General features: G+C 63.2%; 20 protein-coding genes. 16 read left to right on the top strand and 4 right to left on the bottom strand.

The window, feature by feature from the left end; all coding sequences use genetic code 11:
* Nucleotides 1–53: 53 nt before the first annotated feature.
* On the bottom strand, nt 54–533 hold the full coding sequence (locus tag FRZ40_RS05770) for a DUF4863 family protein (RefSeq protein ID WP_147233604.1): 480 nt from the start codon (nt 531–533) through the stop codon (nt 54–56).
* Between the two features lie 282 nt (nt 534–815).
* Between FRZ40_RS05770 and FRZ40_RS05765 the strand changes: the two genes are divergently transcribed.
* The 4 genes from FRZ40_RS05765 to boxA all read left to right on the top strand — a co-directional run bounded on the left by FRZ40_RS05765 (nt 816) and on the right by boxA (nt 6396).
* Nucleotides 816–1769 carry a helix-turn-helix transcriptional regulator gene (locus FRZ40_RS05765; RefSeq protein WP_147233603.1) on the top strand — a complete coding sequence of 318 codons (954 nt, stop codon included), beginning with the start codon at nt 816–818 and terminating at the stop codon, nt 1767–1769.
* A 146-nt stretch (nt 1770–1915) separates the two neighbouring features.
* A complete protein-coding gene (boxC, locus tag FRZ40_RS05760; protein ID WP_193567000.1) occupies nt 1916–3586 on the top strand; it encodes a 2,3-epoxybenzoyl-CoA dihydrolase in 1671 nt (556 codons plus the stop codon).
* Between the two features lie 97 nt (nt 3587–3683).
* Nucleotides 3684–5111, top strand: coding sequence for a benzoyl-CoA 2,3-epoxidase subunit BoxB (gene boxB, locus FRZ40_RS05755; RefSeq protein ID WP_028368808.1), 1428 nt, complete (start codon nt 3684–3686; stop codon nt 5109–5111).
* Nucleotides 5112–5145: 34 nt separating this feature from the next.
* Nucleotides 5146–6396 (top strand): benzoyl-CoA 2,3-epoxidase subunit BoxA, encoded by a 1251-nt coding sequence (boxA, locus tag FRZ40_RS05750; RefSeq protein ID WP_147233601.1) that lies wholly within the window; start codon nt 5146–5148, stop codon nt 6394–6396.
* Nucleotides 6397–6416: 20 nt separating this feature from the next.
* Here boxA and FRZ40_RS05745 read toward each other — a convergent pair whose 3' ends face one another.
* On the bottom strand, nt 6417–7121 hold the full coding sequence (locus FRZ40_RS05745) for a TetR/AcrR family transcriptional regulator (RefSeq protein ID WP_147233600.1): 705 nt from the start codon (nt 7119–7121) through the stop codon (nt 6417–6419).
* A 416-nt stretch (nt 7122–7537) separates the two neighbouring features.
* On the opposite strand from FRZ40_RS05745, the gene FRZ40_RS05740 reads away from it, so the two are divergent.
* The 11 genes from FRZ40_RS05740 to FRZ40_RS05690 all read left to right on the top strand — a co-directional run bounded on the left by FRZ40_RS05740 (nt 7538) and on the right by FRZ40_RS05690 (nt 21371).
* The gene (locus tag FRZ40_RS05740; RefSeq protein WP_147233599.1) at nt 7538–8815 is read left to right on the top strand and encodes a Zn-dependent hydrolase; all 1278 of its coding nucleotides are present in this window, start codon (nt 7538–7540) and stop codon (nt 8813–8815) included.
* Between the two features lie 115 nt (nt 8816–8930).
* The gene (locus FRZ40_RS05735; RefSeq protein ID WP_147233598.1) at nt 8931–10280 is read left to right on the top strand and encodes an NAD(P)-dependent oxidoreductase; all 1350 of its coding nucleotides are present in this window, start codon (nt 8931–8933) and stop codon (nt 10278–10280) included.
* Between the two features lie 63 nt (nt 10281–10343).
* Nucleotides 10344–11654, top strand: coding sequence for an NAD-dependent dihydropyrimidine dehydrogenase subunit PreA (preA, locus tag FRZ40_RS05730; protein ID WP_147233597.1), 1311 nt, complete (start codon nt 10344–10346; stop codon nt 11652–11654).
* A 44-nt stretch (nt 11655–11698) separates the two neighbouring features.
* A complete protein-coding gene (locus tag FRZ40_RS05725) occupies nt 11699–13204 on the top strand; it encodes an NCS1 family nucleobase:cation symporter-1 (RefSeq protein WP_147233596.1) in 1506 nt (501 codons plus the stop codon).
* A gap of 33 nt (nt 13205–13237) precedes the next feature.
* The gene (gene hydA / locus FRZ40_RS05720) at nt 13238–14689 is read left to right on the top strand and encodes a dihydropyrimidinase (protein WP_147233595.1); all 1452 of its coding nucleotides are present in this window, start codon (nt 13238–13240) and stop codon (nt 14687–14689) included.
* Nucleotides 14690–15652: 963 nt separating this feature from the next.
* Nucleotides 15653–16435 (top strand): amino acid ABC transporter substrate-binding protein, encoded by a 783-nt coding sequence (locus FRZ40_RS05715; RefSeq protein WP_028368800.1) that lies wholly within the window; start codon nt 15653–15655, stop codon nt 16433–16435.
* Between the two features lie 20 nt (nt 16436–16455).
* Nucleotides 16456–17133 (top strand): amino acid ABC transporter permease, encoded by a 678-nt coding sequence (locus tag FRZ40_RS05710; protein ID WP_028368799.1) that lies wholly within the window; start codon nt 16456–16458, stop codon nt 17131–17133.
* A gap of 3 nt (nt 17134–17136) precedes the next feature.
* Complete coding sequence (locus tag FRZ40_RS05705; RefSeq protein WP_147233594.1) at nt 17137–17904, top strand: amino acid ABC transporter ATP-binding protein; 768 nt, start codon at nt 17137–17139, stop codon at nt 17902–17904.
* A gap of 200 nt (nt 17905–18104) precedes the next feature.
* Complete coding sequence (locus FRZ40_RS05700) at nt 18105–18482, top strand: hypothetical protein (protein WP_338048131.1); 378 nt, start codon at nt 18105–18107, stop codon at nt 18480–18482.
* Between the two features lie 98 nt (nt 18483–18580).
* Nucleotides 18581–18811, top strand: a complete 231-nt coding sequence (locus FRZ40_RS05695) for a hypothetical protein (RefSeq protein WP_147233592.1) — start codon at nt 18581–18583, stop codon at nt 18809–18811.
* Between the two features lie 397 nt (nt 18812–19208).
* Entirely contained in the window at nt 19209–21371 is a 2163-nt protein-coding gene (locus tag FRZ40_RS05690) for a YadA family autotransporter adhesin (RefSeq protein ID WP_028368795.1), read from the top strand.
* 93 nt (nt 21372–21464) lie between these two features.
* On the opposite strand, the gene FRZ40_RS05685 is transcribed toward FRZ40_RS05690, so the two are convergent.
* Nucleotides 21465–22730 carry a DUF3443 domain-containing protein gene (locus FRZ40_RS05685; RefSeq protein WP_240057090.1) on the bottom strand — a complete coding sequence of 422 codons (1266 nt, stop codon included), beginning with the start codon at nt 22728–22730 and terminating at the stop codon, nt 21465–21467.
* A gap of 61 nt (nt 22731–22791) precedes the next feature.
* Nucleotides 22792–23271: a DUF2844 domain-containing protein gene (locus tag FRZ40_RS05680; RefSeq protein ID WP_147233591.1), complete on the bottom strand. Its 480-nt coding sequence runs from the start codon at nt 23269–23271 to the stop codon at nt 22792–22794.
* 489 nt (nt 23272–23760) lie between these two features.
* Between FRZ40_RS05680 and bamC the strand changes: the two genes are divergently transcribed.
* The gene (bamC, locus tag FRZ40_RS05675) at nt 23761–24990 is read left to right on the top strand and encodes an outer membrane protein assembly factor BamC (RefSeq protein WP_028368792.1); all 1230 of its coding nucleotides are present in this window, start codon (nt 23761–23763) and stop codon (nt 24988–24990) included.
* Nucleotides 24991–25124 lie beyond the last annotated feature (134 nt).

Here is a 25124-nt window from a genome sequence, read left to right as displayed (position 1 = left end):
GACGGCGTGCGTGGGCACGGGAGTGCAGGATGTGAAGACGATGTGCCGCTGCTTCACGCAGCGGCAGTGTCGCGCTTGAATTCGATTGCGCCTTGCGGCAGCAGATAGAGCACGAGCGCCTGACCGAACGCAACCGTCGGCCGGTGCGCGCTGCCGGGACCGTAGACGCACCAGCCCGCGGGATGTCCGTCGAAGGTCGCGCCGTCGGTGAGCGGCATGATCAGATCGATTTCGCCGTGCGGGTGCACGTGATGCGGACCGGCGATGTTCTGCATGTCGACGACATCGACGGAAAAACCATGCGTGTCGGGTGTGGGCTTAATGATGCGGCCGAAACGGATGCCGCCATGCTCGCGGTTGCACAGCCAGCCTTCGGAGACGCCAGTGCGGCATGCTTCGGCGAGTGCGTCGCAGGTCGCGCTGCCGGCGGGCCAGGTTGCGTTGAGCCACGCGCCGAGTGACGCGTCGAGCGGCCGTCCGTCCAGTACTGCCGTGACGCCCGCAATCAGACGCTGAAAGTCTTGGGGGGACATGCTTGCCTCCTCTCGGCCCGACGCGGCGTGTCGGGAACGGAGCCGGCGCTTTCGGGCGCTTCCGTCCCGTGCGTCGCACGAGCCTTCTGCAAGATAGTTGCTGCCGGTCGACACGCACCTTAGTTCATGTGCGATGCCGCCGTACGTCTCCGATTTCGCCTATGCCATCCGGACGAGGGTCAGCGGCGTTGTTATTACGTCGATATGCGGCGAAAATTAACCGTTCACCTTGAGCATGTCAAGCACTATAGTACATATACCTAGGCGATGAGGCTTTTCGATATGAACCAAACTTACTCCGCCGACGCAACCCAGGCTCCGCGCGCCGACGATGAAGCGCCGAAGGCCGAGCGCGAAGAACGCGATCCGTTTCTGACGGCGATGGGGGAGCGCGTGCGCCTGCTGCGGGCGCGGCGCGGCATGACGCGCAAGACGCTGGCGTCGGAAACGGGCCTGTCGGAGCGTCACCTTGCGAATCTCGAGTCGGGCGTGGGCAACGCATCGGTGTTGGTGCTGCGGCAGATCGCGGCCACGCTGAACTGTCCGCTCGCCGAAGTAATCGGCGACGAAACCACGTCGTCTGCGGAGTGGCTGCTGATCCGCGAACTGCTGCACGGCCGGGATCAGGCGGCATTGCAGCGCGCACGCGTCGCGCTCGCCGAGATGTTCGCGCAGGCGCCGCGCGACCCGCACCGGAAGGACCGTATCGCGCTGATCGGCTTGCGCGGCGCGGGCAAGTCGACGCTCGGGCGCATGCTCGCGCAGGAGCGCAAGGTGCCGTTCATCGAGATCACGAAGGTGATCCAGCAGATGGCGGGCTGTCCGCCGTCGGAGATCCACTCGCTGTACGGCGCGAGCGCGTATCGGCGTTACGAGCAGCGTGCGCTGGAGGCGGTGATCGGCGAGCACGAGCGGGCCGTGATCGCGTCGCCGGGCGGGCTGGTATCCGAGCCCGCTACCTTCAACGCGTTGCTCGCTCACTGTTTCACGGTGTGGCTCCAGGCCAGCCCGGAAGAGCACATGCGCCGCGTCGTCGCGCAGGGCGACTTGCGGCCGATGTCCGGCAACAAGGAAGCGATGGAAGATCTGAAGCGTATCCTCGCGGGACGCAGCGAACTCTACAACCGCGCCGACATGATCTTCGACACGAGCGAGCGCACGCTCGCCGATGCCTATCTGCAGTTGCGTGACCGCCTCGCCGCACGGCTCGCCGCCGAACTGGGTGACGAAGCATGATGCATGCGCGGCAGACGGCGGTGAACATGCAACGCTAGGGGATAACCCCAAAACATGAAGTAAAGTGCTTTACATGGCTGAGGTGGTGCACTATTGTTCGTTAAAACGAACTGCACCGCTTCAGGAGACACCCCATGTCCGCAGCCATGTCCCCGGCAGACACTGCCGCCGCGCAAGTCGACTACCGCACCGATCCGTCGCAGTACAAGCACTGGAAGCTCACCTTCAACGGGCCGGTGGCGACGCTCGGCATCGACATCGCGGAAGACGGCGGCATCCGCGACGGCTACAAGCTGAAGCTGAATTCATACGACCTGGGCGTCGATATCGAACTGCACGATGCACTTCAGCGCATCCGCTTCGAGCATCCGGAAGTGCGGACTGTTGTTCTCACGAGCCTGAAGGACCGTGTGTTCTGCTCAGGTGCAAACATTTTCATGCTGGGTCTGTCGTCGCATGCGTGGAAGGTCAACTTCTGCAAGTTTACGAACGAGACCCGCAACGGCATCGAGGACTCGTCGCGTCACTCTGGCCTGAAGTTTCTTGCAGCTGTGAATGGTTCATGTGCGGGCGGCGGGTATGAACTGGCGCTCGCGTGCGACGAAATCTATCTGGTCGACGACCGTTCGTCGTCGGTGGCGCTGCCGGAAGTGCCGCTGCTCGGCGTGCTGCCGGGCACGGGCGGCCTCACGCGCGTCACCGACAAACGCAAGGTGCGGCACGACCGCGCCGATATTTTCTGCACCGTGGTCGAAGGCATTCGCGGTGCGCGTGCGAAGGAATGGCGTCTCGTCGATGACGTCGTGAAGCCGAACCAGTTCGAGCAAGCCGTCGCGGCGCGCGCACTCGAACTCGCGCAACAGAGCGACCGTCCGGCGGATGCGCAGGGCGTGATGCTGACGCGCGTCGAACGCACGGATCGCGAAGACGGCCTCACATATGCGACGCTCGACGTGTCGATCGACCGCGCGAAGCGCACCGCCACTTTTACGGCCAAAGCGCCGACGACGGAACAGCCCACCGAGATCGACACCATCGTCGCGAAGGGCGCGAACTGGTGGCCGCTGCAGTTCGCGCGCGAACTCGACGACGCGATCCTGTCGATGCGCACCAACGAGCTCGACATCGGCACGTGGATCCTGAAGACGGAAGGCGATGCGCGTGCTGTGCTCGCCGTCGACGCCACGCTGCTGCAGCACAAGGATCATTGGTTCGTGCGCGAAACGATCGGTCTTCTGCGCCGCACGCTTGCGCGAATCGACGTGTCGTCGCGTTCGCTGTTTGCGCTGATCGAGCCGGGCTCGTGTTTCACGGGCACGTTCGCCGAATTCGCGTTCGCCGCCGACCGCACGTACATGGCCGCGCTGCCCGCGAATGAAGACGAAGAGCCTGCGATCACATTGTCGGAAGTCAACTTCGGTCTGTATCCGATGGTCACGCATCAATCGCGGCTCGCGCGGCGGTTCTATGAAGAGACCGAGCCGCTCGATGCCGCGCGCGCGAAGATCGGTGAGCCCGTGAAAGCGGTGGAAGCGGAACGTCTGGGCCTCGTCACGGCGTCGCCCGACGACATCGACTGGGCCGACGAAATCCGCATCGCCCTCGAAGAACGTGCGGCAATGTCGCCCGATGCACTGACGGGCATGGAAGCGAACCTGCGCTTCAACGGCCGCGAGACGATGGAGACGCGCATCTTCGGACGTCTGACGGCGTGGCAGAACTGGATTTTCAACAGGCCGAACGCGGTGGGCGAGAAGGGCGCGCTCAAGGTGTACGGCAAGGGCAGCAAGGCGCAATTCGACGTCTCACGCGTCTGAGCCGGAGTCTGCCGCCGTGGTCTGATCCAGATACCGGCTGCAACGGCATACGCCGCTCGCCAATCACACGAACACGCATCGCGCTCAAGGAACCGACATGTCCACGATCAACTACAGCGACAAGATCCCGAACAACGTCAACCTCGCCGACGACCGCACGCTGCAGCGCGCGCTCGAGCAATGGCAGCCGAACTTCCTGTCATGGTGGGGCGACATGGGCCCTGATGGCTCGCATAACTTCGACGTGTATCTGCGCACCGCGACGAGCGTCGATCCCGGCGGCTGGGCACATTTCGATTACGTGAAAATGCCGGACTATCGCTGGGGCATCTTTCTCACGCCGGGCGATCAGGACCGCAAGATCAACTTCGGCGAGCACAAGGGCGAAGCCGCATGGCAGGACGTGCCCGGCGAGCATCGCGCGAACTTGCGCCGCATCATCGTCACGCAAGGCGATACCGAGCCCGCTTCCGTCGAGCAGCAGCGTCATCTGGGGCTCACGGCGCCGTCGATGTACGACCTGCGCAACCTCTTCCAGGTGAACGTCGAGGAAGGCCGGCACCTGTGGGCCATGGTCTATCTGCTGCATCGCTACTTTGGCCGCGACGGGCGCGAAGAGGCGGAAGCCTTGCTTGGCCGCCGCTCGGGCGATGACGACAACCCGCGCATTCTCGGCGCGTTCAACGAGAAAACGCCCGACTGGCTCGCGTTCTATATGTTCACGTACTTCACCGATCGCGACGGCAAGTTCCAGTTGAGCGCGCTCGCCGAATCCGGCTTCGACCCGCTCGCGCGCACGACGAAGTTCATGCTGACGGAAGAGGCGCATCACATGTTCGTCGGGGAGTCGGGCGTGTCGCGCGTCGTGCAGCGCACGGCGCAGGTGATGAACGAACTCAAGACCGACGACGTCAGCAGGCTTCGCGCTGCGGGCGTGATCGATCTGCCGACCATCCAGCGTTACCTGAACTTCCACTACTCGGTGACGATCGACCTGTTCGGTGCGGACCAGTCGTCGAATGCGGCAACGTTCTACAACTCGGGGCTCAAGGGCCGCTATGAAGAAACGAAGCGCGACGACGATCATCAGTTGAACGGGCAAAGCTACAGGCTGCTCGATGTCGAGGACGGCAAGCTGGTCGAGCGCGACGTGCCCATGCTCAACGCGATGAACGAAGTGCTGCGCGACGATTACATCAAGGATTCCGTTGCGGGCGTCGGGCGCTGGAACAAGGTGCTGGAGAAGGCGGGCGTCGATTTTCGTCTGACCGTGCCGCACAAGGCATTCAACCGGCAGATCGGCACGTTCGCGGGCACGCGTGTCTCGCCAGATGGACGCGTGATCGGTGAAGCCGAATGGGCCGCGCACGAATCGAAGTGGCTGCCGACGCCGGAAGACCGCGCGTATGTCGCGTCGCTCATGGGGCGCGTCGTCGAACCCGGCAAGTTCGCGAACTGGATTGCGCCGCCCGCGATGGGTATCAACCGTCAGCCCGTCGATTTCGAATACGTGCGCTTCAACTAGGTGTCGCGCAAGATCAGCGCAAGAGAGAGTCATCATGAACGCGCCCCTACCGGTCGACATTCTCAAGCAGCATCTGATCGATCCGGAGATCTGCATTCGCTGCAACACATGCGAAGAGACCTGCCCGATCGATGCGATCACCCACGACGGCACCAACTACGTCGTGATGCCGGATGTGTGCAACGGCTGCATGGCCTGCGTGCCGCCGTGCCCGACGGGCGCGATCGACAACTGGCGCACAGTGCTCAAGGCCGACGCCTGGAGCATCGACGAGCAGTACACGTGGGACGTGTTGCCGGAGCAGGGGACGATGGCGCCGCCCGCTGCATCGGAAAGCTCGGCCGACGCTGCATCCGCAAGCAGCGATAGTACGAATGAAGCGGAAGGCATCGAAGTCGACACGGTGCGCGGTGCCGTGGTGCCGCCGTGGTCCGCGGCGCGTCCGTACGTGAATCTCTACACGCACAAAAACCCGACGACGGCGACGGTCGTCGGCAACTACCGGCTGACGGACGAAGCGACGCAGAGCGACATCCATCACATCGTGCTGGACTTTGGATCGATGCCGTTCCCGGTGCTCGAAGGTCAGTCGATCGGCATTCTGCCGCCGGGCAGCGCCGCCGACGGCCGTGCGCATCATGCGCGCCAGTACTCGATCGCCAGTCCGCGCGATGGCGAACGGCCCGGCTATAACAACGTGTCGCTGACCGTGAAGCGCGTCACGCAGGACTATCACGGCAACGCGGCGAGCGGCGTGTGCTCGAACTATCTGTGCGACTTGAAGAAGGGCGATGTGGTCAATGTGATCGGCCCGTTCGGCAGTACGTTCCTGATGCCGAATCATCCGAATTCGCATCTGCTGATGATCTGCACGGGCACGGGTTCCGCGCCGATGCGCGCGATGACCGAGTATCGCCGCCGGCGCAGGCTCAAGGGTGCAACGGGCAAGCTGATGTTGTTCTTCGGCGCGCGCACGAAAGAAGAGCTGCCGTACTTCGGCCCGCTGACGAATCTGCCGAAAGATTTCATCGATACGAACCTCGCGTTTTCACGCACGCGAGGCGAGCCAAAGCGCTACGTGCAGGACGCCATGCGCGAGCGTGCCCCCGACGTCGCGCAACTGCTGCGCGACGACAGCACGTACATCTACGTGTGCGGGCTCAAAGGCATGGAAGACGGCGTGTTGCAGTCGCTCAAGGACATCGCCGATCAGCACGGGCTCGAATGGGACCTGCTATGGCCGAAGCTCAAACGCGAAGGACGGCTGCATCTGGAAACGTACTGAAAAAGTACTGCGCGCGGGCGTCAGGTCTTCGCAGCAGGCGACCTCGCCCCGCACGCGCGAATCACGAGTTGCACGACCTGTTCCGTCGCCGCATCGAAGGCCTTCTGTGACAATGCCCGTTTGCCGCCCAGTGCGCGTATCTGCGCGTCGAAGTCCGCGTAGTGCTGCGTCGTCGCCCAGATCATGTACAGCAGCGTTTTTGCATCGACGTCCGCGAGCAGTCCGCGCGCGATCCAGTCGTCGATGACGGTCACGCGCGTATCGAGCCACGGCTTCACGCGTTGTTCGAGAATGTCGACCATGTGCTCGGCGCCATGGATGATCTCGTTCGCCCACACCTTCGAGCCGAGCGGCCGCCGCCGCGACAGCTCCATCTTCGCGCGCACGTAGCCGCCGATCGCTTCGACGGGATCGTCGCTGCCTTCGAACGTATTCGCCGCGCGGTGCCAGTCTTCGAACAGATCTTCGAGCACGCGGCGATAGAGCGCGAGCTTCGTCGGGAAATAGTAATGGACGTTGGCTTTCGGCAAGCCCGCGCGTTCCGCGATCATCGCCGTGCTCGCGCCTTCGAAGCCGCGCTCCGCAAAAACAGCTTCCGCGCAGGCCAGAAGATGCGCTTCGTTGCTCTCGCGGATGTGCGCCTTGCGCCGCCGCAAAGGTGCGGGCGTTGCGGCGTTATCGATCTCGCTCACGGCCGCTTCTTCCACTGGCTTGTCGTGTTTCATCGTTGCCCTCGCACGGCCCGGGTGCCGCGTCGCGCTTCATTCTAGCCGCTCGCTCCGCGATCGACATAGACCTTTGCGCCGCTTTGCTGCGCACGCAGGCGGCGTTGCTGCATTGCAATGGCATGCTTCTCGCTCTCTTTGCGATCTGTACCAGCCCGCACAAAAGACATTGATTTGAAGATTTTAATCGGCTACAACCTGTCCAGTCGGACAGGATTCGCGATGCACGCAACGCCCAGGGTTTACCGCGACGCGAGTACTCATCGGCGCATGCACGCCGCGCGTGCACTGATGCCCCAAAGCGAATCCGATAGCGCCGCCGATGCACCAGTTTCACTTCGTCGCGAGCGATGCACTGTGCTTTGCACCGCGCGCGGTTGAACTGCAAAGCGTATTGATCCCAAGGAGCAAGACGAATGAATGCGGTATCCGAAGCGTTGAAACAAGGACTCGATACGTCGATCGCCGTCAACGGCAAACGCCTGTGGGACAGCCTGATGACGATGGCGAAAATCGGCGCGACGCAGAAGGGCGGCGTCTGCCGTCTCGCGCTGACCGATCTCGACAAGCAGGGGCGCGACCTGATCGTCAGCTGGGCGAAAGAGGCGGGCTGCATGGTGAGCGTCGACCAGATGGGCAATGTCTTCATGCGGCGCGCGGGCACGAACCCGAATGCGCTGCCCGTGATGACGGGCTCGCACGCGGACTCGCAGCCGACGGGCGGCCGCTTCGACGGCATCTACGGCGTGCTGGGCGGTCTCGAAGTGATCCGCAGCCTCAACGACCGCCACATCGAAACAGAGCATCCCATCGAAGTAGTGATCTGGACCAACGAGGAAGGCTCGCGCTTCGCGCCTGCCATGGTGGCGTCGGGCGTGTTTGCGGGCGTGTTCACACTCGACTACGGGCTCTCGCGCAAGGATGTAGACGGCAAGACGATCGGCGAAGAGCTCGCGCGGATCGGCTATGCGGGCGATGTGCCATGCGGCGGCCGTCCGTTGCATGCGGCATTTGAATTGCACATCGAACAGGGGCCGATACTCGAGGCGGAGAACAAGACGATCGGCGTCGTCACCGATGCGCAAGGTCAGCGCTGGTACGAAATTACGCTGACAGGTCAGGAAGCGCACGCGGGCCCGACACCGATGCCGCGCCGCAAGGATGCATTGCTCGGTGCGGCGCGCGTCGTCGATCTCGTCAACCGCATCGGTCTCGATCATGCGCCGCTCGCGTGCGCAACGGTCGGCATGATGCAGGTGCATCCCAACTCGCGTAACGTCATTCCGGGCCGCGTGTTCTTCACCGTCGACTTCCGTCATCCCGACGACGCCGTGCTCGCGAAAATGGACGCTGCGCTGCGCGAAGGCGTCGCGAAGATCGCAGGGGGCATCGGCCTCGAAACGCAGCTCGAACAGATCTTCTACTACGCGCCCGTCAAGTTCGACGCGGCCTGCGTGAAGTCCGTGCGCGCGGCGGCCGAACGTTTCGGCTATCCGCACCGCGACATGGTGTCGGGTGCGGGTCATGACGCGTGCTATCTGTCGCAGGTCGCGCCGACATCCATGGTGTTCGTGCCCTGCGTGGACGGCATCAGTCACAACGAAATCGAAGACGCGACGCCCGAATGGATCGAGGCGGGCGCGAACGTGTTGCTGCACGCGATGCTCGAGCGCGCGTGCGAACCCGCACCGTAAGCACCCGATGACGCTTTAAAGCTGCAACGCTTCACCCATAAAACATGCCGTCCCGGCTTCGTTCGCGCGATGCCGGCAGGCACGGCTACGTCCTCACTTTGACGAAGGAACGCGTATGGCCATCAAGCAAACGGGCGACATCGCGGCGCACCGCCAGTCGTCCGACCAGCTTTCGTGCGAATTCGCCGACATCGCGCCGCTGCTCGATCCCACGGCCGCCGCCGCGGCCGCGAGCCGCTGTCACTACTGCTACGACGCGCCATGCGTGCAGGCGTGCCCGACGCAGATCGACATTCCGGGTTTCATCCGCAAGATCGGCAACGGCAATCTGAAGGGCGCCGCGACCGACATCCTTTCCGCGAATCCGCTCGGCGGCATGTGCGCGCGCGTCTGTCCGACGGAGATTCTTTGCGAAGGCGCATGCGTGCGCAATCACCAGGACGCGAAGCCCGTTGCGATCGGCGCGTTGCAACGTCATGCGACGGATTGGGCGATCGCGCACGATGCCGTGCAGTGGAAGCGGGCCGCCGATAGCGGACGTCGCGTGGCCGTCGTCGGCGCGGGACCGGCGGGGCTCGCCTGTGCGCACCGCCTCGCGGTGGCGGGTCATCGCGTGACGATTTACGACGCACGCGACAAGGGCGGCGGACTCAACGAATACGGCATCGCCGCGTACAAGACGGTCGACGACTTCGCGCAGCGTGAAGTGCAGTGGCTGCTGTCGGTGGGCGGAATCGAACTGAAGACAGGCGTTGCTTTAGGCCGTGAAGTGACGCTCGATTCGCTGCGTCAACAGTACGATGCCGTGTTTCTCGCGATCGGCCTGACGGGTGTGCGTGCGCTCGAACTCGAAGGCGAAACCTTGAGCGGCGTGATGAATGCCGTCGATTTTATCGAGCAGGTGCGCGAGGCGACCGATCTTTCCACGGTGCCCGTGGGCCGCCGCGTGGTCGTGATCGGCGGCGGCAATACGGCCGTCGATGCAGCCGTGCAAAGCCGCAAACTCGGCGCGACGAGCGTGACGATGGTGTACCGGCGCGGCGTCGAATCGATGAGCGCGACCTGGGCCGAGCGCGAGTTCGCGCAGACGCAGGGCGTGACGCTCGTCACGCATGCGAAGCCCGTGCGTTTGATGGGCAGCGACGGTACGTTAACGGGCGTCGAATTCGAACGAACCGCCCGCGATGGCGCCACGGAGCGCTTCACGCTCGACGTCGACATGGTGCTCAAGGCGATCGGTCAAACGCTGGCTGCCACCCGTCTCGATCACGTACTGTTGACGCTCGATCAACACCGCATCGCGGTCGACGCGGAGATGCGTACCTCGCTGGACAAGGTATGGGCGGGCGGCGATTGCGCGGCGTCGGGCGGCATCGACCTGACGGTGCAGGCGGTGCAGGACGGCAAGCTCGCGGCGGCGTCGATCGATGCGGCGTTCGCGCTCGCGGCCGTGAAAGCGGCCTGAAACGCGCTCCTACGCGTTCGTCAACTCGCGCAAAGATAAAACCGAATCCCTACGGAGCCGAACATGGCCGATCTACGCTGCACGATTGCCGGCATCACGTCGCCGAATCCTTTCTGGCTCGCATCCGCGCCACCGACTGACAAAGCCTATAACGTGAACCGCGCGTTCGAAGCGGGCTGGGGCGGCGTCGTGTGGAAGACACTCGGGCTCGATCCGCATGTGGTCAACGTCAGTTCGCGCTACGGCGCCGTGCAGTGGAACGGCCAGCGTATCGCGGGGCTGAACAATATCGAGCTGATCACCGACCGGCCGCTCGACGTCAATCTGCGCGAGATCGCACAGGTCAAGCGCGACTGGCCCGATCGCGCGCTGATCGTATCGCTGATGGTGCCGTGCAACGAGCGTGACTGGAAATGGATTTTGCCGCTCGTCGAAGACACGGGCGCCGATGCTGTCGAACTGAACTTCGGTTGCCCGCACGGCATGAGCGAGCGCGGGATGGGCTCGGCTGTCGGCCAGGTGCCGGAATACATCGAGATGGTCACGCGCTGGGTGAAGGAAGGCACGAAGCTGCCGTGCCTCGTGAAGCTCACGCCTAACATCAGCGATATCCGGATGGGCTCGCGCGCCGCATACAAAGGCGGCGCGGACGGCGTGTCGCTGATCAACACGATCAACTCGATCGTCGCCGTCGATCTCGATCAGATGGCACCCATGCCGACCGTCGACGGCAAGGGCACGCATGGCGGCTACTGCGGTCCCGCCGTCAAGCCGATCGCGCTGAACATGGTGGCCGAAATTGCGCGCGATCCGCAGACGCCTGGTTTGCCGATCTCAGGCATCGGCGGCATTTCATCGTGGCGCGATGCCGCCGAGTTCATCGTGCTCGGTTCGGGCAGCGTGCAGGTCTGCACGGCGGCGATGCATTACGGTTTTCGTATCGTGTCCGATCTCGCGGACGGCTTGTCGAACTGGATGGACGAGAAGGGCTACGCGACGCTCGACGATATTCGCGGCCGCGCGGTGCCGAACGTGACCGACTGGAAATATCTGAATCTCAAGTACGACATCAAGGCGCGCATCGATCAGGACAAGTGCATTCAATGCGGGCTGTGCCATATCGCATGCGAGGACACGTCCCATCAGGCCATCACGCGCGAGAAGGACGGCAAGCGCCACTTCGAAGTCGTCGATGCGGAATGCGTCGGGTGCAATCTTTGCATGCATGTGTGTCCCGTCGAGCAATGCATCACGATGGAGCGCGTCGATAGCGGTGAGTACGCAAACTGGACCACGCATCCGAACAATCCCGCGCGCGTCGGGGCCGACACTGCGCAAACCGCAGATGCGCAGCAAGCAGTCAAGGCAGCCTGAAAAAAGCACTCACAGTCAACGAGCGGTCAAGTGGAGATCCATCGATGAAGCAGACAGCGCAATCCGCCGACGCATTTCAAGTGGCCGGCGGCAGCAGTCTCTATAACGACGACCTCGCGCCGACGGGCCCCGCGCAGCGTACGTGGAAGTGGTATCACTTCGCGGCGCTATGGGTCGGCATGGTGATGAACATCGCGTCGTACATGCTCGCGGCCGGGCTGACGGAAGAGGGCATGTCGCCGTGGCAGGCGGTGTTCACGGTGTTGCTCGGCAACATGATCGTGCTGGTGCCGATGCTGCTGATCGGACATGCGGGCGCGAAGCACGGCATTCCGTATGCGGTGCTCGTGCGCTCGTCGTTCGGCACGCAGGGCGCGAAACTGCCCGCGATGCTGCGCGCGATCGTCGCGTGCGGCTGGTACGGCATCCAGACGTGGCTCGGCGGCAGCGCGATCTATACGCTGCTCAATATCCTGACGGGCAATGCGCTGCACGGCGCGGCGCTGCCGTTCCTCGACATCTCGATCGGACAGCTCGCGTGTTTTCTCGCGTTCTGGGCGTTGCAGATCTACTTCATCGTGCACGGTACGGATTCGATCCGCTGGCTCGAAAGCTGGTCCGCGCCGATCAAGGTCGTGATGTGCATCGCGCTGGTGTGGTGGGCGACGTCAAAGGCGGGCGGCGTCGGCTCGATGCTTTCCGCGCCTTCGCAGTTCGCGCCCGGCGGCAAGAAGGAAGGACTGTTCTGGCTCACGTTCTGGCCGGGACTCACCGCGATGGTCGGCTTCTGGGCGACGCTCGCGTTGAATATCCCTGACTTCACGCGTTTCGCGAGGACGCAGCGCGACCAGATCGTCGGGCAGACGATCGGCTTGCCGGTGCCGATGGCGTTGCTGTCGGTGATCTCCGTGGTCGTGACGTCGGCGACGGTGGTGATCTACGGCAAGGCGATCTGGGATCCCATCGACCTGACGAGCCGCATGACGGGCATCGGCGTCGGCGTGGCGCTCATCATCCTCACGCTCGACACGATGTGCTGCAATCTCGCGGCGAATCTCGTTGGACCTGCGTACGACTTTTCGAGCCTGTGGCCCAAGGGTATTTCGTATCGTACGGGCGGGTTGATCACGGCAACCATCGCGATCGTGATGATGCCGTGGAAGATTCTCGCGACGACGCAAGGCTATATCTTCACGTGGCTCGTCGGCTATTCGGCGCTGCTCGGTCCCGTTGCGGGCATCCTGATGGTCGATTACTTCTTCATTCGCGGCACGCGGCTCGACCAGCACGAACTCTTCGACGAGAACGGCGAATACAGCTACACAGGCGGCTGGAACATGGCCGCTGTCGTTGCGCTCGTGATCGGCGTGCTGCCGAATCTGCCGGGCTTTCTGCATACCGCGTTTCCCGCATCGTTCCCGAACGTGCCTGGGATCTTCAATACGCTCTACACGTATGCGTGGTTCGTGGGACTCGCGCTGGCTTCCATCGTGTACGGCACGTGGATGAAGATGCGGCGCAGTCCGGGCGCGAGCATGGCGAGCGCATAGTCCGGTTTCGATATTCGAAGGAGGAGGCAACCGATGACAACTCTCATTCGCGGCGGGATGGTGATCGATTCGGATCGCACGCATAGAGCCGACGTGCTGATCGCGGACCCGCAAGAGGGCGGCACGATCCTGCAGATCGATCGCACGATCGATCCGCCCGCAGGCGCGAGCATCGTCGACGCACACGATCAGTACGTGATGCCGGGCGGTATCGATCCGCACACGCATATGGAACTGCCGTTCATGGGCACGACGGCAAGCGACGACTTCTTTACGGGCACGGCGGCGGGGCTGTCGGGCGGCACGACGAGCATTATCGACTTCGTGATTCCAAGCCCGAAGCAGCCGCTGATGGACGCATTCAGGGAGTGGCGCGGCTGGGCCGAAAAAGCCTCTGCCGATTACGGTTTTCATGTAGCCGTGACGTGGTGGGACGACTCTGTGTATCGCGACATGGGGACGCTCGTGCACGAGCACGGTGTGTCGAGCTTCAAGCACTTCATGGCCTACAAGAACGCGATCATGGCCGACGACGAAGTGCTTGTGAACAGCTTCTCGCGTTCGCTGGAACTCGGTGCGCTGCCGACCGTGCACGCGGAAAACGGCGAACTCGTATTCCAGCTGCAGAAGCAGTTGCTGGCCAAGGGCTTTAGGGGGCCGGAGGCGCATCCGTTGTCGCGTCCACCCGAAGTGGAAGGCGAAGCCGCGAATCGCGCGATCCGTATTGCGCAGGTGCTTGGCGTGCCTGTGTACATCGTGCATGTGTCGGCGAAAGAGGCTGTCGAAGCGATTTCACGTGCGCGCAACGAAGGTCAGCGGGTCTTTGGCGAAGTGCTGCCGGGGCATCTGGTGATTGACGAAAGCGTGTATCGCGATCCCGACTGGACGCGTGCCGCTGCGCACGTGATGAGCCCGCCGTTTCGCACGAGCGAGCATCGCGAGGCGTTGTGGCGCGGCTTGCAGTCGGGCCAGTTGCATACGACGGCCACTGATCATTGCGTGTTCTGCGCCTCGCAGAAGGCGATGGGCCGCGAGGACTTCACGAAGATTCCGAACGGGTGTGGCGGGGTCGAGGACCGGATGTCGGTGTTATGGCATGAAGGCGTGAATAAAGGGCGTATTACGCCGAATGAGTTTGTGCGCATTACTTCGGCGAATGCAGCGCAGATTTTTAATCTTTATCCGCGCAAGGGCGCCGTGCAGGTCGGCGCGGATGCAGATCTCGTTATCTGGGATCCTGCTGGTACCAGGACGATCTCCGTCAAGACACATCATCAGAAGGTCGACTTCAATGTGTTTGAAGGGATGACGGTGCAGGGTGTCGCTGTGCATACTTTTACGCGGGGTGCGCATGTGTGGGCGGATGGGGATCTGCGCGCCCAGCGCGGTGCGGGTATGTATTTGAAGCGTCCTCCAAATGCGGCTTACTATGACGCTGTGCGCGTGGCTAACAGGCTCAAGGAGCCGCATCCTGTTGAGAGATAGTTTTCTGGTTTTTGCTGCGCTGGCGTCCGCGATTTCGTGGTTCGCATCCGCGTTGTCGTATCGGTGCTTCAGGCGTTGCCCCTGTGCGGGGCGGCACCTACTTTTCTTTGCAGCGGCAAAGAAAAGTAGGCAAAAGAAAGCCGCTCACCCCGCCAGTTCTTGTGTTTGCCTGCGGGCCCCCGACGGGTCCCGCACTCCACACGGCAACGCGCTATCCCATGTGCGTTGCCAACGTCTTTAACCGGCGCATCACCCTCTCCAGTCACCCGTAGTGCAGCCAGCGGCGGCGATCTGTCTGCGCCGCCCAGGTGGCAAACTGTGTGTAGCTTGTCGCACATTGCGCGTTGGCGCTTCTACGACACCGATCCCGCTTTTCCGTCCGGAGTGGCGCACTTCCATCGCGACGGCCTACACACCGTTTGCCACCTGGGCGGCCGGGGACTTTCTGGTAACGCGTTCCGTGACGCGGGCATGCGGAGCGGGTGAGGCGTGAGTTAGCACGCTGGCAACGCGCGTGAGACAGTGCGTAGCCGCGTGAAGTGCGGGACCGGTTGGGGGCCCGCAGGCAACAACAAGAACTGGCGGTGTTAGCCCGCTTTCTTTGCTTACTTTCTTTGCGGCGGCAAAGAAAGTGAGTGCCGCCCCGCACAGGGGCAACGCGTGAAGTACGGATACGAAACCGCGGATGCCAGCGCTAGCTAATACCATCTCGCCCCGCGAACGCAAACCAACGGATGCGAGCGCAAAAGCCTGAATCAGAAAAGGCGCTGCCAGCAAAAATAACCCCAAAAGCACCCGCACCCACAACCCCGTATACTTACGTATTTCGCCACACCATATTCCGCCGCAGCATATCGATGCGGCCCAAAATGCGTTGTGGAAATAAAGCCCGTTTGCTACAGTCCGCCCACGCAACCGGACGCGCAGTCCGGAAGACACAAAACGAACCACGGAGCACACCCTATGAAGTCGATTCGATCCCTTCTGCTGATCGGCCTGCTGCAGGTCGCGACGGCCACGGCCGCGTTCGCCGCCGACGACCTCGCGAAGATCAAGTCCGCCGGCGCCTTCAAGATCGGCACGGAAGGCACGTACGCGCCGTTCACGTTCCATGACGCGTCGAACCAGCTGACGGGCTTCGACGTCGAGATCGGCCGTGCGATCGCGCAAAAGCTGGGCGTGAAGGCTGAGTTCGTCGAAGGCAAATGGGATGGCCTGATCGCCGGTCTCGACGCGAACCGCTACGACGCCGTGATCAACGAAGTGGCCGTCACCGACGCGCGCAAGCAGAAGTACGACTTCTCGGAGCCGTACATCGTCTCGCACGCGGCGCTGATCGTCCGCTCGGACAACAGCGCAATCAAGGGTTTCGACGACCTGAAGGGCAAGAAATCGGCGAATACGCTGACCAGCAACTTCGGCAAGATCGCTGCCGCTCACGGCGCGGAAGTGGTGCCCGTGCAAGGCTTCAACGAATCGATCGATCTGCTCACGTCGGGCCGCGTCGACGCGACGGTCAACGACTCGCTATCGTTTCTCGACTTCAAGAAGCACAAGCCTGACGCAAAGGTGAAGATCGCTGCCGTCGATACGGCGTCGGATAGCTCGGACCACTCGGCCGTGCTGATCCGCAAGGGCAATCCGGAACTGCAGGCCGCCATCAACAAGGCACTCGCAGAGATCAAGGCGGACGGCACGTACGCGAAGATCTCCGAAAAGTACTTCGGCAAAGACGTTTCCAAGTAAGCAGAAGGCGAGCCTGAATCATGCCTGCATGGTTGCACCTGATGGGTGACTCGCTATGGCCGCTGCTGTATGCGGGTCTCGTGTTCACCGTGCCGTTGACGCTCGTGTCGTTTGCGATCGGGCTGGCGCTCGCGTTCATCGTCGCACTGGTCCGCCTGTTCGGACCGAAGTGGTCGGTGGCGATCGTGCGCTTCTATGTGTGGCTGTTTCGCGGCTCGCCGTTGCTCGTTCAGCTGTTCGTCATCTTCTATGGCTTGCCGAATGTCGGGATCGTGCTCGATCCGCTGACGGCCGCCATCATCGGCTTCTCGCTGAACGTCGGCGCGTACAACTCGGAAGTGATCCGCGGCGTGATCGAGTCGATTCCGAAAGGGCAGTGGGAAGCTGCGTACTCGATGGGCATGACGCGCGCGCAGGCGTTGCGCCGCGCCATTCTTCCGCAGGCCGCGCGCGTCGCGTTGCCGCCGCTGTCGAACTCGTTCATCGCGCTCGTGAAGGATACGTCGCTCGCCGCCGTGCTGACGGTGCCGGAAATTTTCCAGGCCGCGCAGCGCATCGCATCGGTGACCTACGAGCCGCTGATTCTCTATACGGAAGCCGCGCTGATCTATCTGGTGTTCAGCTCGGTGCTGTCGTCCGCGCAAGTGCGCCTCGAACGCCGCTTCGGCCGTCACGCGCTTTTCACATCGGGTAACTGAACGATGATCCGCCTCGAAAAAATCGAAAAGTATTTCGGCGATCATCGCGTGCTGAACAGCGTCGATCTGAAGCTCGAACAGGGCAACGTGACGGCGCTGATCGGACCGTCGGGCAGCGGCAAGAGCACGCTGCTGCGCTGCGTGAACCTGCTCGAAATTCCCGAAGCGGGATCGCTCGAACTCGGCGACCAGCGCATCCAGTTCAGGCTTACGGAAAAGCCCTCGAAGGAAGCCGTGCTCGCCATTCGCCGCCGCACGGGCATGGTGTTCCAGAACTTCCAGCTGTTCCCGCACCGCACGGTGATCGAGAACGTGATGGAAGGGCTCATCACCGTCCAGAAGTGGAATCGTGAACGCGCGCGGGTCCGCGCGCTCGAACTGCTGGAGAAGGTCGGCATCGCGCACAAGGCCGACGCGTGGCCTGTCACGCTGTCGGGCGGACAACAGCAGCGCGTGGCGATTGCCCGCGCGCTCGCACCTTCGCCGGAAGTGCTGCTGTGCGACGAGCCGACGTCCGCGCTCGATCCCGGCCTTGCCGCGGAAGTGGTCGAAGTGCTGCGCCAGCTCGCGAAAGAAGGCATGACGATGCTGATGGCGACGCACGATCTGCGGCTTGCGGCATCGATCGCGCGCAACGTGGTGTTTCTCAGCAACGGCTCGATCGTCGAGCAGGGCCGTTCGCGCGACATCTTCACGCAACCGAAAGAAGCCGAAACGGCGACGTTCGTGTCGACGCTCACGCAGAGCCTGCCGGACAGCTGGGAAGACTGAGCGCTGCTCGCGCGCGGCTCATATCTAGGGCGCCTGCGGGCGCCCTTTGCTTTTGGCGCGACGCTCGGCGCTTCATGCTCGAGGCGGCGAGCCAGGCTACAATGGCCGTCGCCCTGAACCACGGAATATCGATGAAACTCCGCACGCCTGTTATCGCATGTTGCATGGCAGCCGCCGCTTTGTCCGCGGGATGCGCGGCCATGTACAAGAACACGAGTGCATGCGAGGAGACGATGCGGCAGTCGGCGAAAGAACTCTCCGCCGACGACATGCTGACGATTCATCACACGGGCACGGGCATCCACGGCAGCCGTGTCGTCGTCGAAGGCACGCTCGAGCATCCGCAGACGGCATCCGAAGCGGCCGCCGCCACACCGCCCAATACGAACGTCATCGAAGCTGGCTTGCTTGCGCCCGTCACGGCGGCCATTGCGAAGGCCCGGCCGCACAGGACCGTGGTACCCGCGGCAGCGGAGTGCACCTACGACGCGAACGGCCAGAGCACGTTCCGCTGGCTCGCACCCTCGCGCCTCGTGAAGGACACGCCCAAGGGCGACCAGGCGCAGTCCGGCGAGTGATCTGAGCGGCGCTGCGGCGGGCATGCTGCAATGCACCCGCAGTTCCCGAACCCTCATGCTAGGATTTCTGCGTGCAATGCAGAGGTCAGGAGGGCAGCATGGACGGCTTCGTCAGGCATCAGATCGAAGGCGCATCCGTCGATATCGACGTCATCCCCGCCACGCCGCGCGGCTACTGCGCGCGCTTTCGCATCTTCCGCGATGCCGCCGACAAACCTGAATGGCATCAGGTTCACGTCTCCGGCAGTGTGTTCGACACCCCCGAAGAGGCCGAGGAGGCCGCGCGTTCGATGGCGCTCGAACAGGTGCTCGCCGGCGGCCTTTCGTAGCTTCCCAGGCTTCGAAGGCGCCCGGCGCGGGCATTCCTGTTCGCGGGCGGTCAAGTCCCCTGGCGCGCGTATAGCGCGCCTTTCTCTCGTCCATTTCCTTCGCCCGACACGGCGCGTCGATACGCATGCCGTCTGACGGGCGTCGCGTTCGCGAATCGAATTATTCCGACTTTGGGAGTTTTCTTGTATTGACCTTCGCATCGTCTCCGTAGGATTTGCCTGTCGTAACCGACATCGAAGAAGTGACGGTACGTAGGAGGCATCCCTGACGGTCGTAGGTGCAATCGCTGATTGAATACCGTATCCCTATTGATTCGGTGTCCGAAGCAATTGCACGAACAGCCTGGCGGGTGCCGCGTTTTGGGGAGAGAAGTGGTTTCTTGCAGCAAGGTTTTGAATGAGCAATTTGCAGAGCGGATTGGGTATTGAGCGGAAACGTGCGTGCGTCGGCATGGCTGTAGCAGTGAGTCTGGGGGCAGCGGCGTGGTCGCCCGCCGTGCTCGCGGCCGCCGTCACCGATTACATCGCGGTGAGCACCAACGTCATGACGGGCACGCCGACAGCGGTCTCGAATGAACTGAACACGATGGCCATCGGGCCGTCCGCGAACGCGTCGGGCAGCAACGCGCTCGCAGTCGGGGCGGGAGCCGGAGCCGTCCGCATGGGATCGACGGCGGTCGGTACACGTACTGCGGCGTTGGCCATCAACTCGACGGTCATCGGCTATAGCGCGTCGACGGGTTTCAATGCAGACAGGGCGGTCTCGATCGGCTACATGGCGTCTGCGGATGGAGCGGATGCGCTCAGTTTCGGCTCGCTGTCGATAGCGAACGGTCAACGTTCCGTGGCGATCGGCGTGAATGCGTTCGCCGGCACAGCTGGCACGGACGGACTTGCGTTGGGATCCGGCAGTTCGGCGGTGGCGAGCGGCGCAGTCGCGTTGGGCGCCAACGCGAAGGCCGACCGGGCGAACACGATATCGGTGGGCAATGCGACGCTGCAGCGCCAGATCGTCAACGTCGCGGCGGGAACGGCGGACACCGACGCGGTCAACGTCGGCCAGTTGCGCGGCGCGGTATCCTCAGGACTGGCCGACACCGTGATGTACGATTCGTCGGCGCACGACAGGGTAACGCTGGGCGGTGCGACAGCGAGTGCGCCTGTGCAACTCGCCAATGTGGCCAACGGTGCCGTCGCGGCTGCCAGCCAGGACGCGGTCAACGGCAGTCAGCTGCATGGTCTGGGCGTATCCGTAGCTTCGGCGCTCGGCGGCGGTGCGTCTGTGGCGACGGACGGCTCGGTGGTCGCGCCGAGCTATCGCGTGGGCGGCAGCGTGTTTCGTAACGTCGGCGACGCGCTGGGTAATCTCGATGGCCGCGTCGCCAGCAACACCAGCGCGATCAACGACCTCAACGTCGCGCTAGGCAATGTGATCAACAACGGTATCGAGGCGCGCTTCTTTCATGCGAATTCGACGCTTGCTGATTCGCTTGCGACGGGCGCCGATTCCGTTGCGATCGGCGGCGGCGCGCAGGCTTCGTTTTCGAACTCGGTCGCGCTCGGCGCCAATGCGGTGGCAGATCGCGCCAACTCGGTCTCGGTCGGCTCGGCAGGTAGCGAGCGGCAGATCACGCATGTTGCCGCAGGCACGGCCGACACCGATGCCGTCAACGTTGCGCAGTTGAAGCAGGCCGGGCTTGTCGACGGCAATGGCCATCTGGTGAGCGCGGTGGTGTACGACAACACGAGCGGACAGGTCGATTACTCGAGCGTGACGCTGGGGCAGGGCGTGATGGGTGGAACGGTGATCCACAATCTGGCCAACGGCGTGCTGGCCAGCGACGCCGTCAACCTTTCCCAATTGAACGATGCGATCGGGCGCATTGCCAACGCGCAGATCCAGGGCACTCCATCGCCATTCGTGAGCGCGAATGGAGACGCAACGTCGGAAGCGGCGTCCGCGACGGGCACGCACGCTACGGCGGTGGGCGCGGCCGCCATCGCAAATGGCGATCAGGCAACGGCAATCGGCGGCGGTGCGCAGTCGAACGCCGCTGCGTCTACAGCGATCGGTGCGCAAGCTGTCGCGAACGGCGCTAACGCGTCGGCCTTTGGCACGGGTAGCCAGGCGCTCGCTAGCGGGGCCGTCGCGGTGGGCGCGGGCTCGGTCGCGGATCGGGCGAATACCGTATCGGTCGGTCAGGTGGGCAGCGAGCGGCAGATCGTCAACGTCGCGCCGGGCACACGCGGCACAGATGCCGTCAATCTGAACCAGTTGAATGCAGCCGTTAATCAAACCTACCAGTCGATTCACGATCTCGATAGAAGCACGCGCCAGGGCATCGCGTCCGCTTCCGCTTTGCAGATCGTCACGCCCTATCTGCCGGGACGCACGACGCTCAACGCCGGTGTCGCAGCTTATCGTGGGCAAGCGGCATTCGGGCTGGGTGTCTCGCGCTGGGATGAGAAGGGGACGATCAATTTCAATGCGGGTATTGCGTCGGCGGGCAGCAACAGCACGATTGTGCGTGCCGGGATCGGCATCGTGCTCGGCAACTGATCGCGATCGGAAGGCTGGCGTGGTGTTCAGGGAAACCGCGCCAGCTTTCGAGCGAAGGGAGGTGAGAAGCGGTGCATGGATACCGATGCGTGCCTAGAACGCGTAGTACGGCCCGCGGCCAGCGGAAGTCAGCCGTGATTCGATCGCCGTGTAGACACGGCGGCCAAAGAAGAACGGCAGTCCCCAGTCGAACGCATTCGAAGGTCCGCCGAGGTTGTCGAACGCATAGTTTTGCGTGGCGAACAGCGTCTGTGCATTAGCGATCGAGAAAACCGGCGATGCCGAGGCGCCATCGGTTCCCGAGAGGGTGGCCGTCAGCGTTTGTGTCGACGCGGGACACCACCAGAAACCGCAACGCGCGAGCGTCGCACTCGGGAAGAACAGGCCATTCGATCCGCTATCGATAAAGCTCTGCGAATACGGTTGTCCATTGAGAGAGGTTGTCACGTAGCCCGTGATGGTGTTGGCTTTCAGGACGGTGGCGCTGCCCAGCGTGTTGTTGGCTTGCGTGCCGATGCCGAAGATCATCGATCCATTGACGGTCGCGGCGCCGTTCGGCCCAACAGCAGGCAGGTCGATCACGACGCCGTTGTTGTCGAGTGCAAAGCGGCTGATGGGATTGACTACCTGTTGATCGAGCGGCTGGGTGGTCGAAGTGCACGCACCCGCCCCATCGCAGGCGTAGTACCAGCGCGGCAAGGCCGACGCGATGCAGGCACCGCCGCAATCGGCCGAGAACAGGCCGATGCCGAGAATGCCGTTCACGCGCAGCGCGCTGGGCGTCATCATCGGCAGGCCCGATGCGGCGCAGTCGGAGGGGACGGTGGGAACGGTCGGATCGCCGATCACCTGGATCGGAATGCCGGCGGCGAGTTGGCCGGCCATGCGGACGTCGGCGGTCCGCACAGCGCCCCACGTGAAGCCGGTGCCGAAGACGCTGCATTCCGCGCTGATGTTGCTCGTCGCTCCTGCAGGTGCAGCCGCGGATACGGCCGAAAGCGCGAGGCTGGCGGGCAGTTGCGAGGCGAGCACGCGCAAGCCTTGTGAGCCCGTGTCGACTTGAACGTTATCGATCGTCACGCAGTTGGCGGTGCCGGGCGCGCAGATCGATACGCTCGTCGTGAGCATGTTGCGGGTCTGCGTGGGCGTCGTTGTGACGACTATCGGATGGACGTTGGGGACCGTCGATTGCGGCACGGTGGCAATTGGCGAGCTGTCCGCTACGGGCGCGCTGGCCGTAGGCGTGCTGCTGGCAGACGGTGGCGCGGCCGTCGTTTGGGGCGGCGTGCCGGAGGCGCCCGAACCGCTGCCGCCGCAGCCTGGCAGCGCAAAGGCCACGGCGAGCGCAACCAGCGCCATAGCGGTGGCCTGCGCGAATCGGACAGCATATGTCAAAGCGCTCGTCATCATCGTGGCCTTGTCAGCGCAGATCGGCGGTCGAAAAGCCGCTCGGCACGGCGGCGGGCAGCCAGGCTCGGCCCACATAGCTGCGCATCTGTCCGCCGGATTCGACGACGACATCCGGCTGTTCGACGCGCGACGCGTGAAGATGACCGAACGCGCTCAGTTGCGTCGCCGCTTTCGCGCGATATCCGTCTGCATACGGACCCAGCAATCGCGCAAGGTCCGGCATGGTTGGACCTTGCCATGCGTAGGCGAAGATCAGGCCATTGCAGGTGGCGTACTCGTTGATGGTCGTGCCGCCAGTATCGACAGTCGACCGAACCTGGACCCTGCTACCCGGCGCTGCGTGCCCTGCGCAGTTTTCGCCGGCCTGCAGTGCGTAAGTCGTGCCGCCGAGTTCGGCGCGCGCATCGCACGCGGCCAGCGTGTTTGCGCACAACGCGAACGTGGCCGAGGCCGCGACGGCGATGGCGCGATGCGTGTCGTTCAGTGTCATGCTGCGTCTCCCTGAAGGTCCTCGAACGTTTTTGAGATCGTTTTTTCAAGATATCACCGGGGTTTTGAGGCGCGATCTGCCGAAGCGGGAAGAGCAGGTGCTCATCTCAAAAGGCGGAAGGCCGCTTGCTCAGTTTTGAGTAAGAGAATCAAGGGATTAGATGTGAATCGACAGTGCGGGCAAAGACACGGAAAACTGTGGCGAATCGTTAAATTTTGGGCGGATAGGTGGCCTGAAATGCCGGTCCGCCGATTCATTGTGAGATGATGCGGGCGGCTTTTTGCGTCGCGGGGCCGGCATGCGCCAAAGTTCGCCATTCGAACTCAGTGGCGAGACGCCGGTCGACGCAAAAATGGCCGCAATCAGGCCGCGAGCGAAATCGCGAGAAGGCGAGGTAACGCCTGCTTTTTGCACTTCGCCTCGCCGGGCCGGTAAAATGATGGGTTAGTCCACGGACATGCCGTGGCGTAGCGGAAGGATTCCCAGAACATGACTGAACTTCGTCTCACCAAGCGGTTTGCAGCATTGCTGATGGCAGGCGGTCTGGTCGCCGGCTGCGGCACGTCGTCGCCGACCAAAATCGACTACAAGAGCGACTCGAAATCGAAGGAAGTGTCACTCGCTGTTCCGCCGAACATGATCGAGGAAACCGCGGATCAGCGTTCGCTCCCGCCGCAAAGCGGTCAGACGTCGCTGTCCACGCTGCAGCAGGTGCAGAGCGAGGCGCCGGCCACTGCGTCCGTCGCGCCCGCCGTCAGTGGCATGCATATCCAGCGCGACGGCACGGAAAGCTGGCTGGTGCTCGACAACCAGAGCCCGGAAAAGGCCTGGCCGCAAATCCGCCGCTTCTGGCAGGAACAAGGCTTTCTGCTGGTCGTCGATCAGCGCGACAAGGGCGTGATGGAGACGGACTGGAACGAAACGCACCCGTCCATCAACGACGGCCTGATCCGCAGCACGCTGTCGAAGGCGATGGGCAATTCGTACGTCACGGCTGAGCGCAACAAATACCGTACGCGTCTCGAAGCGGCGCCGAATGGCGGCACGTACGTGTTCATCAGCCAGAAGGGGCTGCGTGAAGCACTGAGCGGCGCGAACAACGACACAAGCAAGTGGGAACCGAAGCCGAACGACCCCGCACTCGAAACCGAATACCTGAAGCGTCTGATGGCGACGCTGGCCAAGAACGACACGGGCACGCGCACCGCGAATGCGACAACCGTCGCGGCTGTCTCGCCGGCCGGTTCGCAAACGGCGCCGAATGCCGCGACGAGCGGCGCGAAATCGGCGGCGGCAGCCACGGCTGCGGCGAACGTCTCGCTGGCCGCACAGCAGCCCGTGCGCGACGTGTCGTCCACCGAGACGTCGGCCCAATTGTCGTCCACGGAACTGACGCTGGGCGAGCCGTATGACCGCGCGTGGCTGCGCGTCGGTCTCGCGCTCGATCGCAGCAACTTCACCGTCGACGATCGCGATCGCACGCGTGGCCTGTACTTCGTGCGCTACGTCGATCCGAAGGACATGTCGTCGGCGGAGCAGGGCTTCTGGAGCCAGGTGTTCCACGGCCGCAAGGAAAAGGTCGCCAAGCAATATCGCGTGAACGTGCGCGCGGTGACGCCGAACCAGACGCGCATCGCTGTCGTCGACGACAAGGGTGAGATCGATTCGTCGTCGCAAGCGAAGCAGATCATGTCGCTGATGGTCGATCAACTGCACTGACGGACACGCTGCGCATCTTGCGCAGCAACGCAAAAAAAGCCCGCGTGACGGATTCGTCACGCGGGCTTTTTTATCGCCGTCGCGCCGGGTGTCGGCAGCGTTCTCCAGCGAAAGCAAAGTGCGCGTGCATGCGT

Source organism: Paraburkholderia azotifigens (assembly GCF_007995085.1).
GTDB lineage: Bacteria > Pseudomonadota > Gammaproteobacteria > Burkholderiales > Burkholderiaceae > Paraburkholderia > Paraburkholderia azotifigens.
The sequence above is the reverse complement of the archived record's forward strand: the minus strand, read 5'-3'. Positions and strand labels throughout refer to the sequence as shown.

Coding starts and splice junctions, on each gene's coding strand:
- FRZ40_RS05725 (WP_147233596.1), top strand. CDS start 11,699: ATGAAGCAGACAGCGCAATCCGCCGACGCATTTCAAGTGGCCGGCGGC.
- hydA (WP_147233595.1), top strand. CDS start 13,238: ATGACAACTCTCATTCGCGGCGGGATGGTGATCGATTCGGATCGCACG.
- preA (WP_147233597.1), top strand. CDS start 10,344: ATGGCCGATCTACGCTGCACGATTGCCGGCATCACGTCGCCGAATCCT.
- FRZ40_RS05770 (WP_147233604.1), bottom strand. CDS start 533: ATGTCCCCCCAAGACTTTCAGCGTCTGATTGCGGGCGTCACGGCAGTA.
- FRZ40_RS05695 (WP_147233592.1), top strand. CDS start 18,581: ATGGACGGCTTCGTCAGGCATCAGATCGAAGGCGCATCCGTCGATATC.
- FRZ40_RS05735 (WP_147233598.1), top strand. CDS start 8,931: ATGGCCATCAAGCAAACGGGCGACATCGCGGCGCACCGCCAGTCGTCC.
- FRZ40_RS05690 (WP_028368795.1), top strand. CDS start 19,209: ATGAGCAATTTGCAGAGCGGATTGGGTATTGAGCGGAAACGTGCGTGC.
- boxA (WP_147233601.1), top strand. CDS start 5,146: ATGAACGCGCCCCTACCGGTCGACATTCTCAAGCAGCATCTGATCGAT.
- FRZ40_RS05715 (WP_028368800.1), top strand. CDS start 15,653: ATGAAGTCGATTCGATCCCTTCTGCTGATCGGCCTGCTGCAGGTCGCG.
- FRZ40_RS05745 (WP_147233600.1), bottom strand. CDS start 7,121: ATGAAACACGACAAGCCAGTGGAAGAAGCGGCCGTGAGCGAGATCGAT.
- FRZ40_RS05685 (WP_240057090.1), bottom strand. CDS start 22,730: ATGGCGCTGGTTGCGCTCGCCGTGGCCTTTGCGCTGCCAGGCTGCGGC.
- FRZ40_RS05765 (WP_147233603.1), top strand. CDS start 816: ATGAACCAAACTTACTCCGCCGACGCAACCCAGGCTCCGCGCGCCGAC.
- FRZ40_RS05705 (WP_147233594.1), top strand. CDS start 17,137: ATGATCCGCCTCGAAAAAATCGAAAAGTATTTCGGCGATCATCGCGTG.
- FRZ40_RS05700 (WP_338048131.1), top strand. CDS start 18,105: ATGTACAAGAACACGAGTGCATGCGAGGAGACGATGCGGCAGTCGGCG.
- FRZ40_RS05710 (WP_028368799.1), top strand. CDS start 16,456: ATGCCTGCATGGTTGCACCTGATGGGTGACTCGCTATGGCCGCTGCTG.
- boxB (WP_028368808.1), top strand. CDS start 3,684: ATGTCCACGATCAACTACAGCGACAAGATCCCGAACAACGTCAACCTC.
- bamC (WP_028368792.1), top strand. CDS start 23,761: ATGACTGAACTTCGTCTCACCAAGCGGTTTGCAGCATTGCTGATGGCA.
- boxC (WP_193567000.1), top strand. CDS start 1,916: ATGTCCCCGGCAGACACTGCCGCCGCGCAAGTCGACTACCGCACCGAT.
- FRZ40_RS05680 (WP_147233591.1), bottom strand. CDS start 23,271: ATGACACTGAACGACACGCATCGCGCCATCGCCGTCGCGGCCTCGGCC.
- FRZ40_RS05740 (WP_147233599.1), top strand. CDS start 7,538: ATGAATGCGGTATCCGAAGCGTTGAAACAAGGACTCGATACGTCGATC.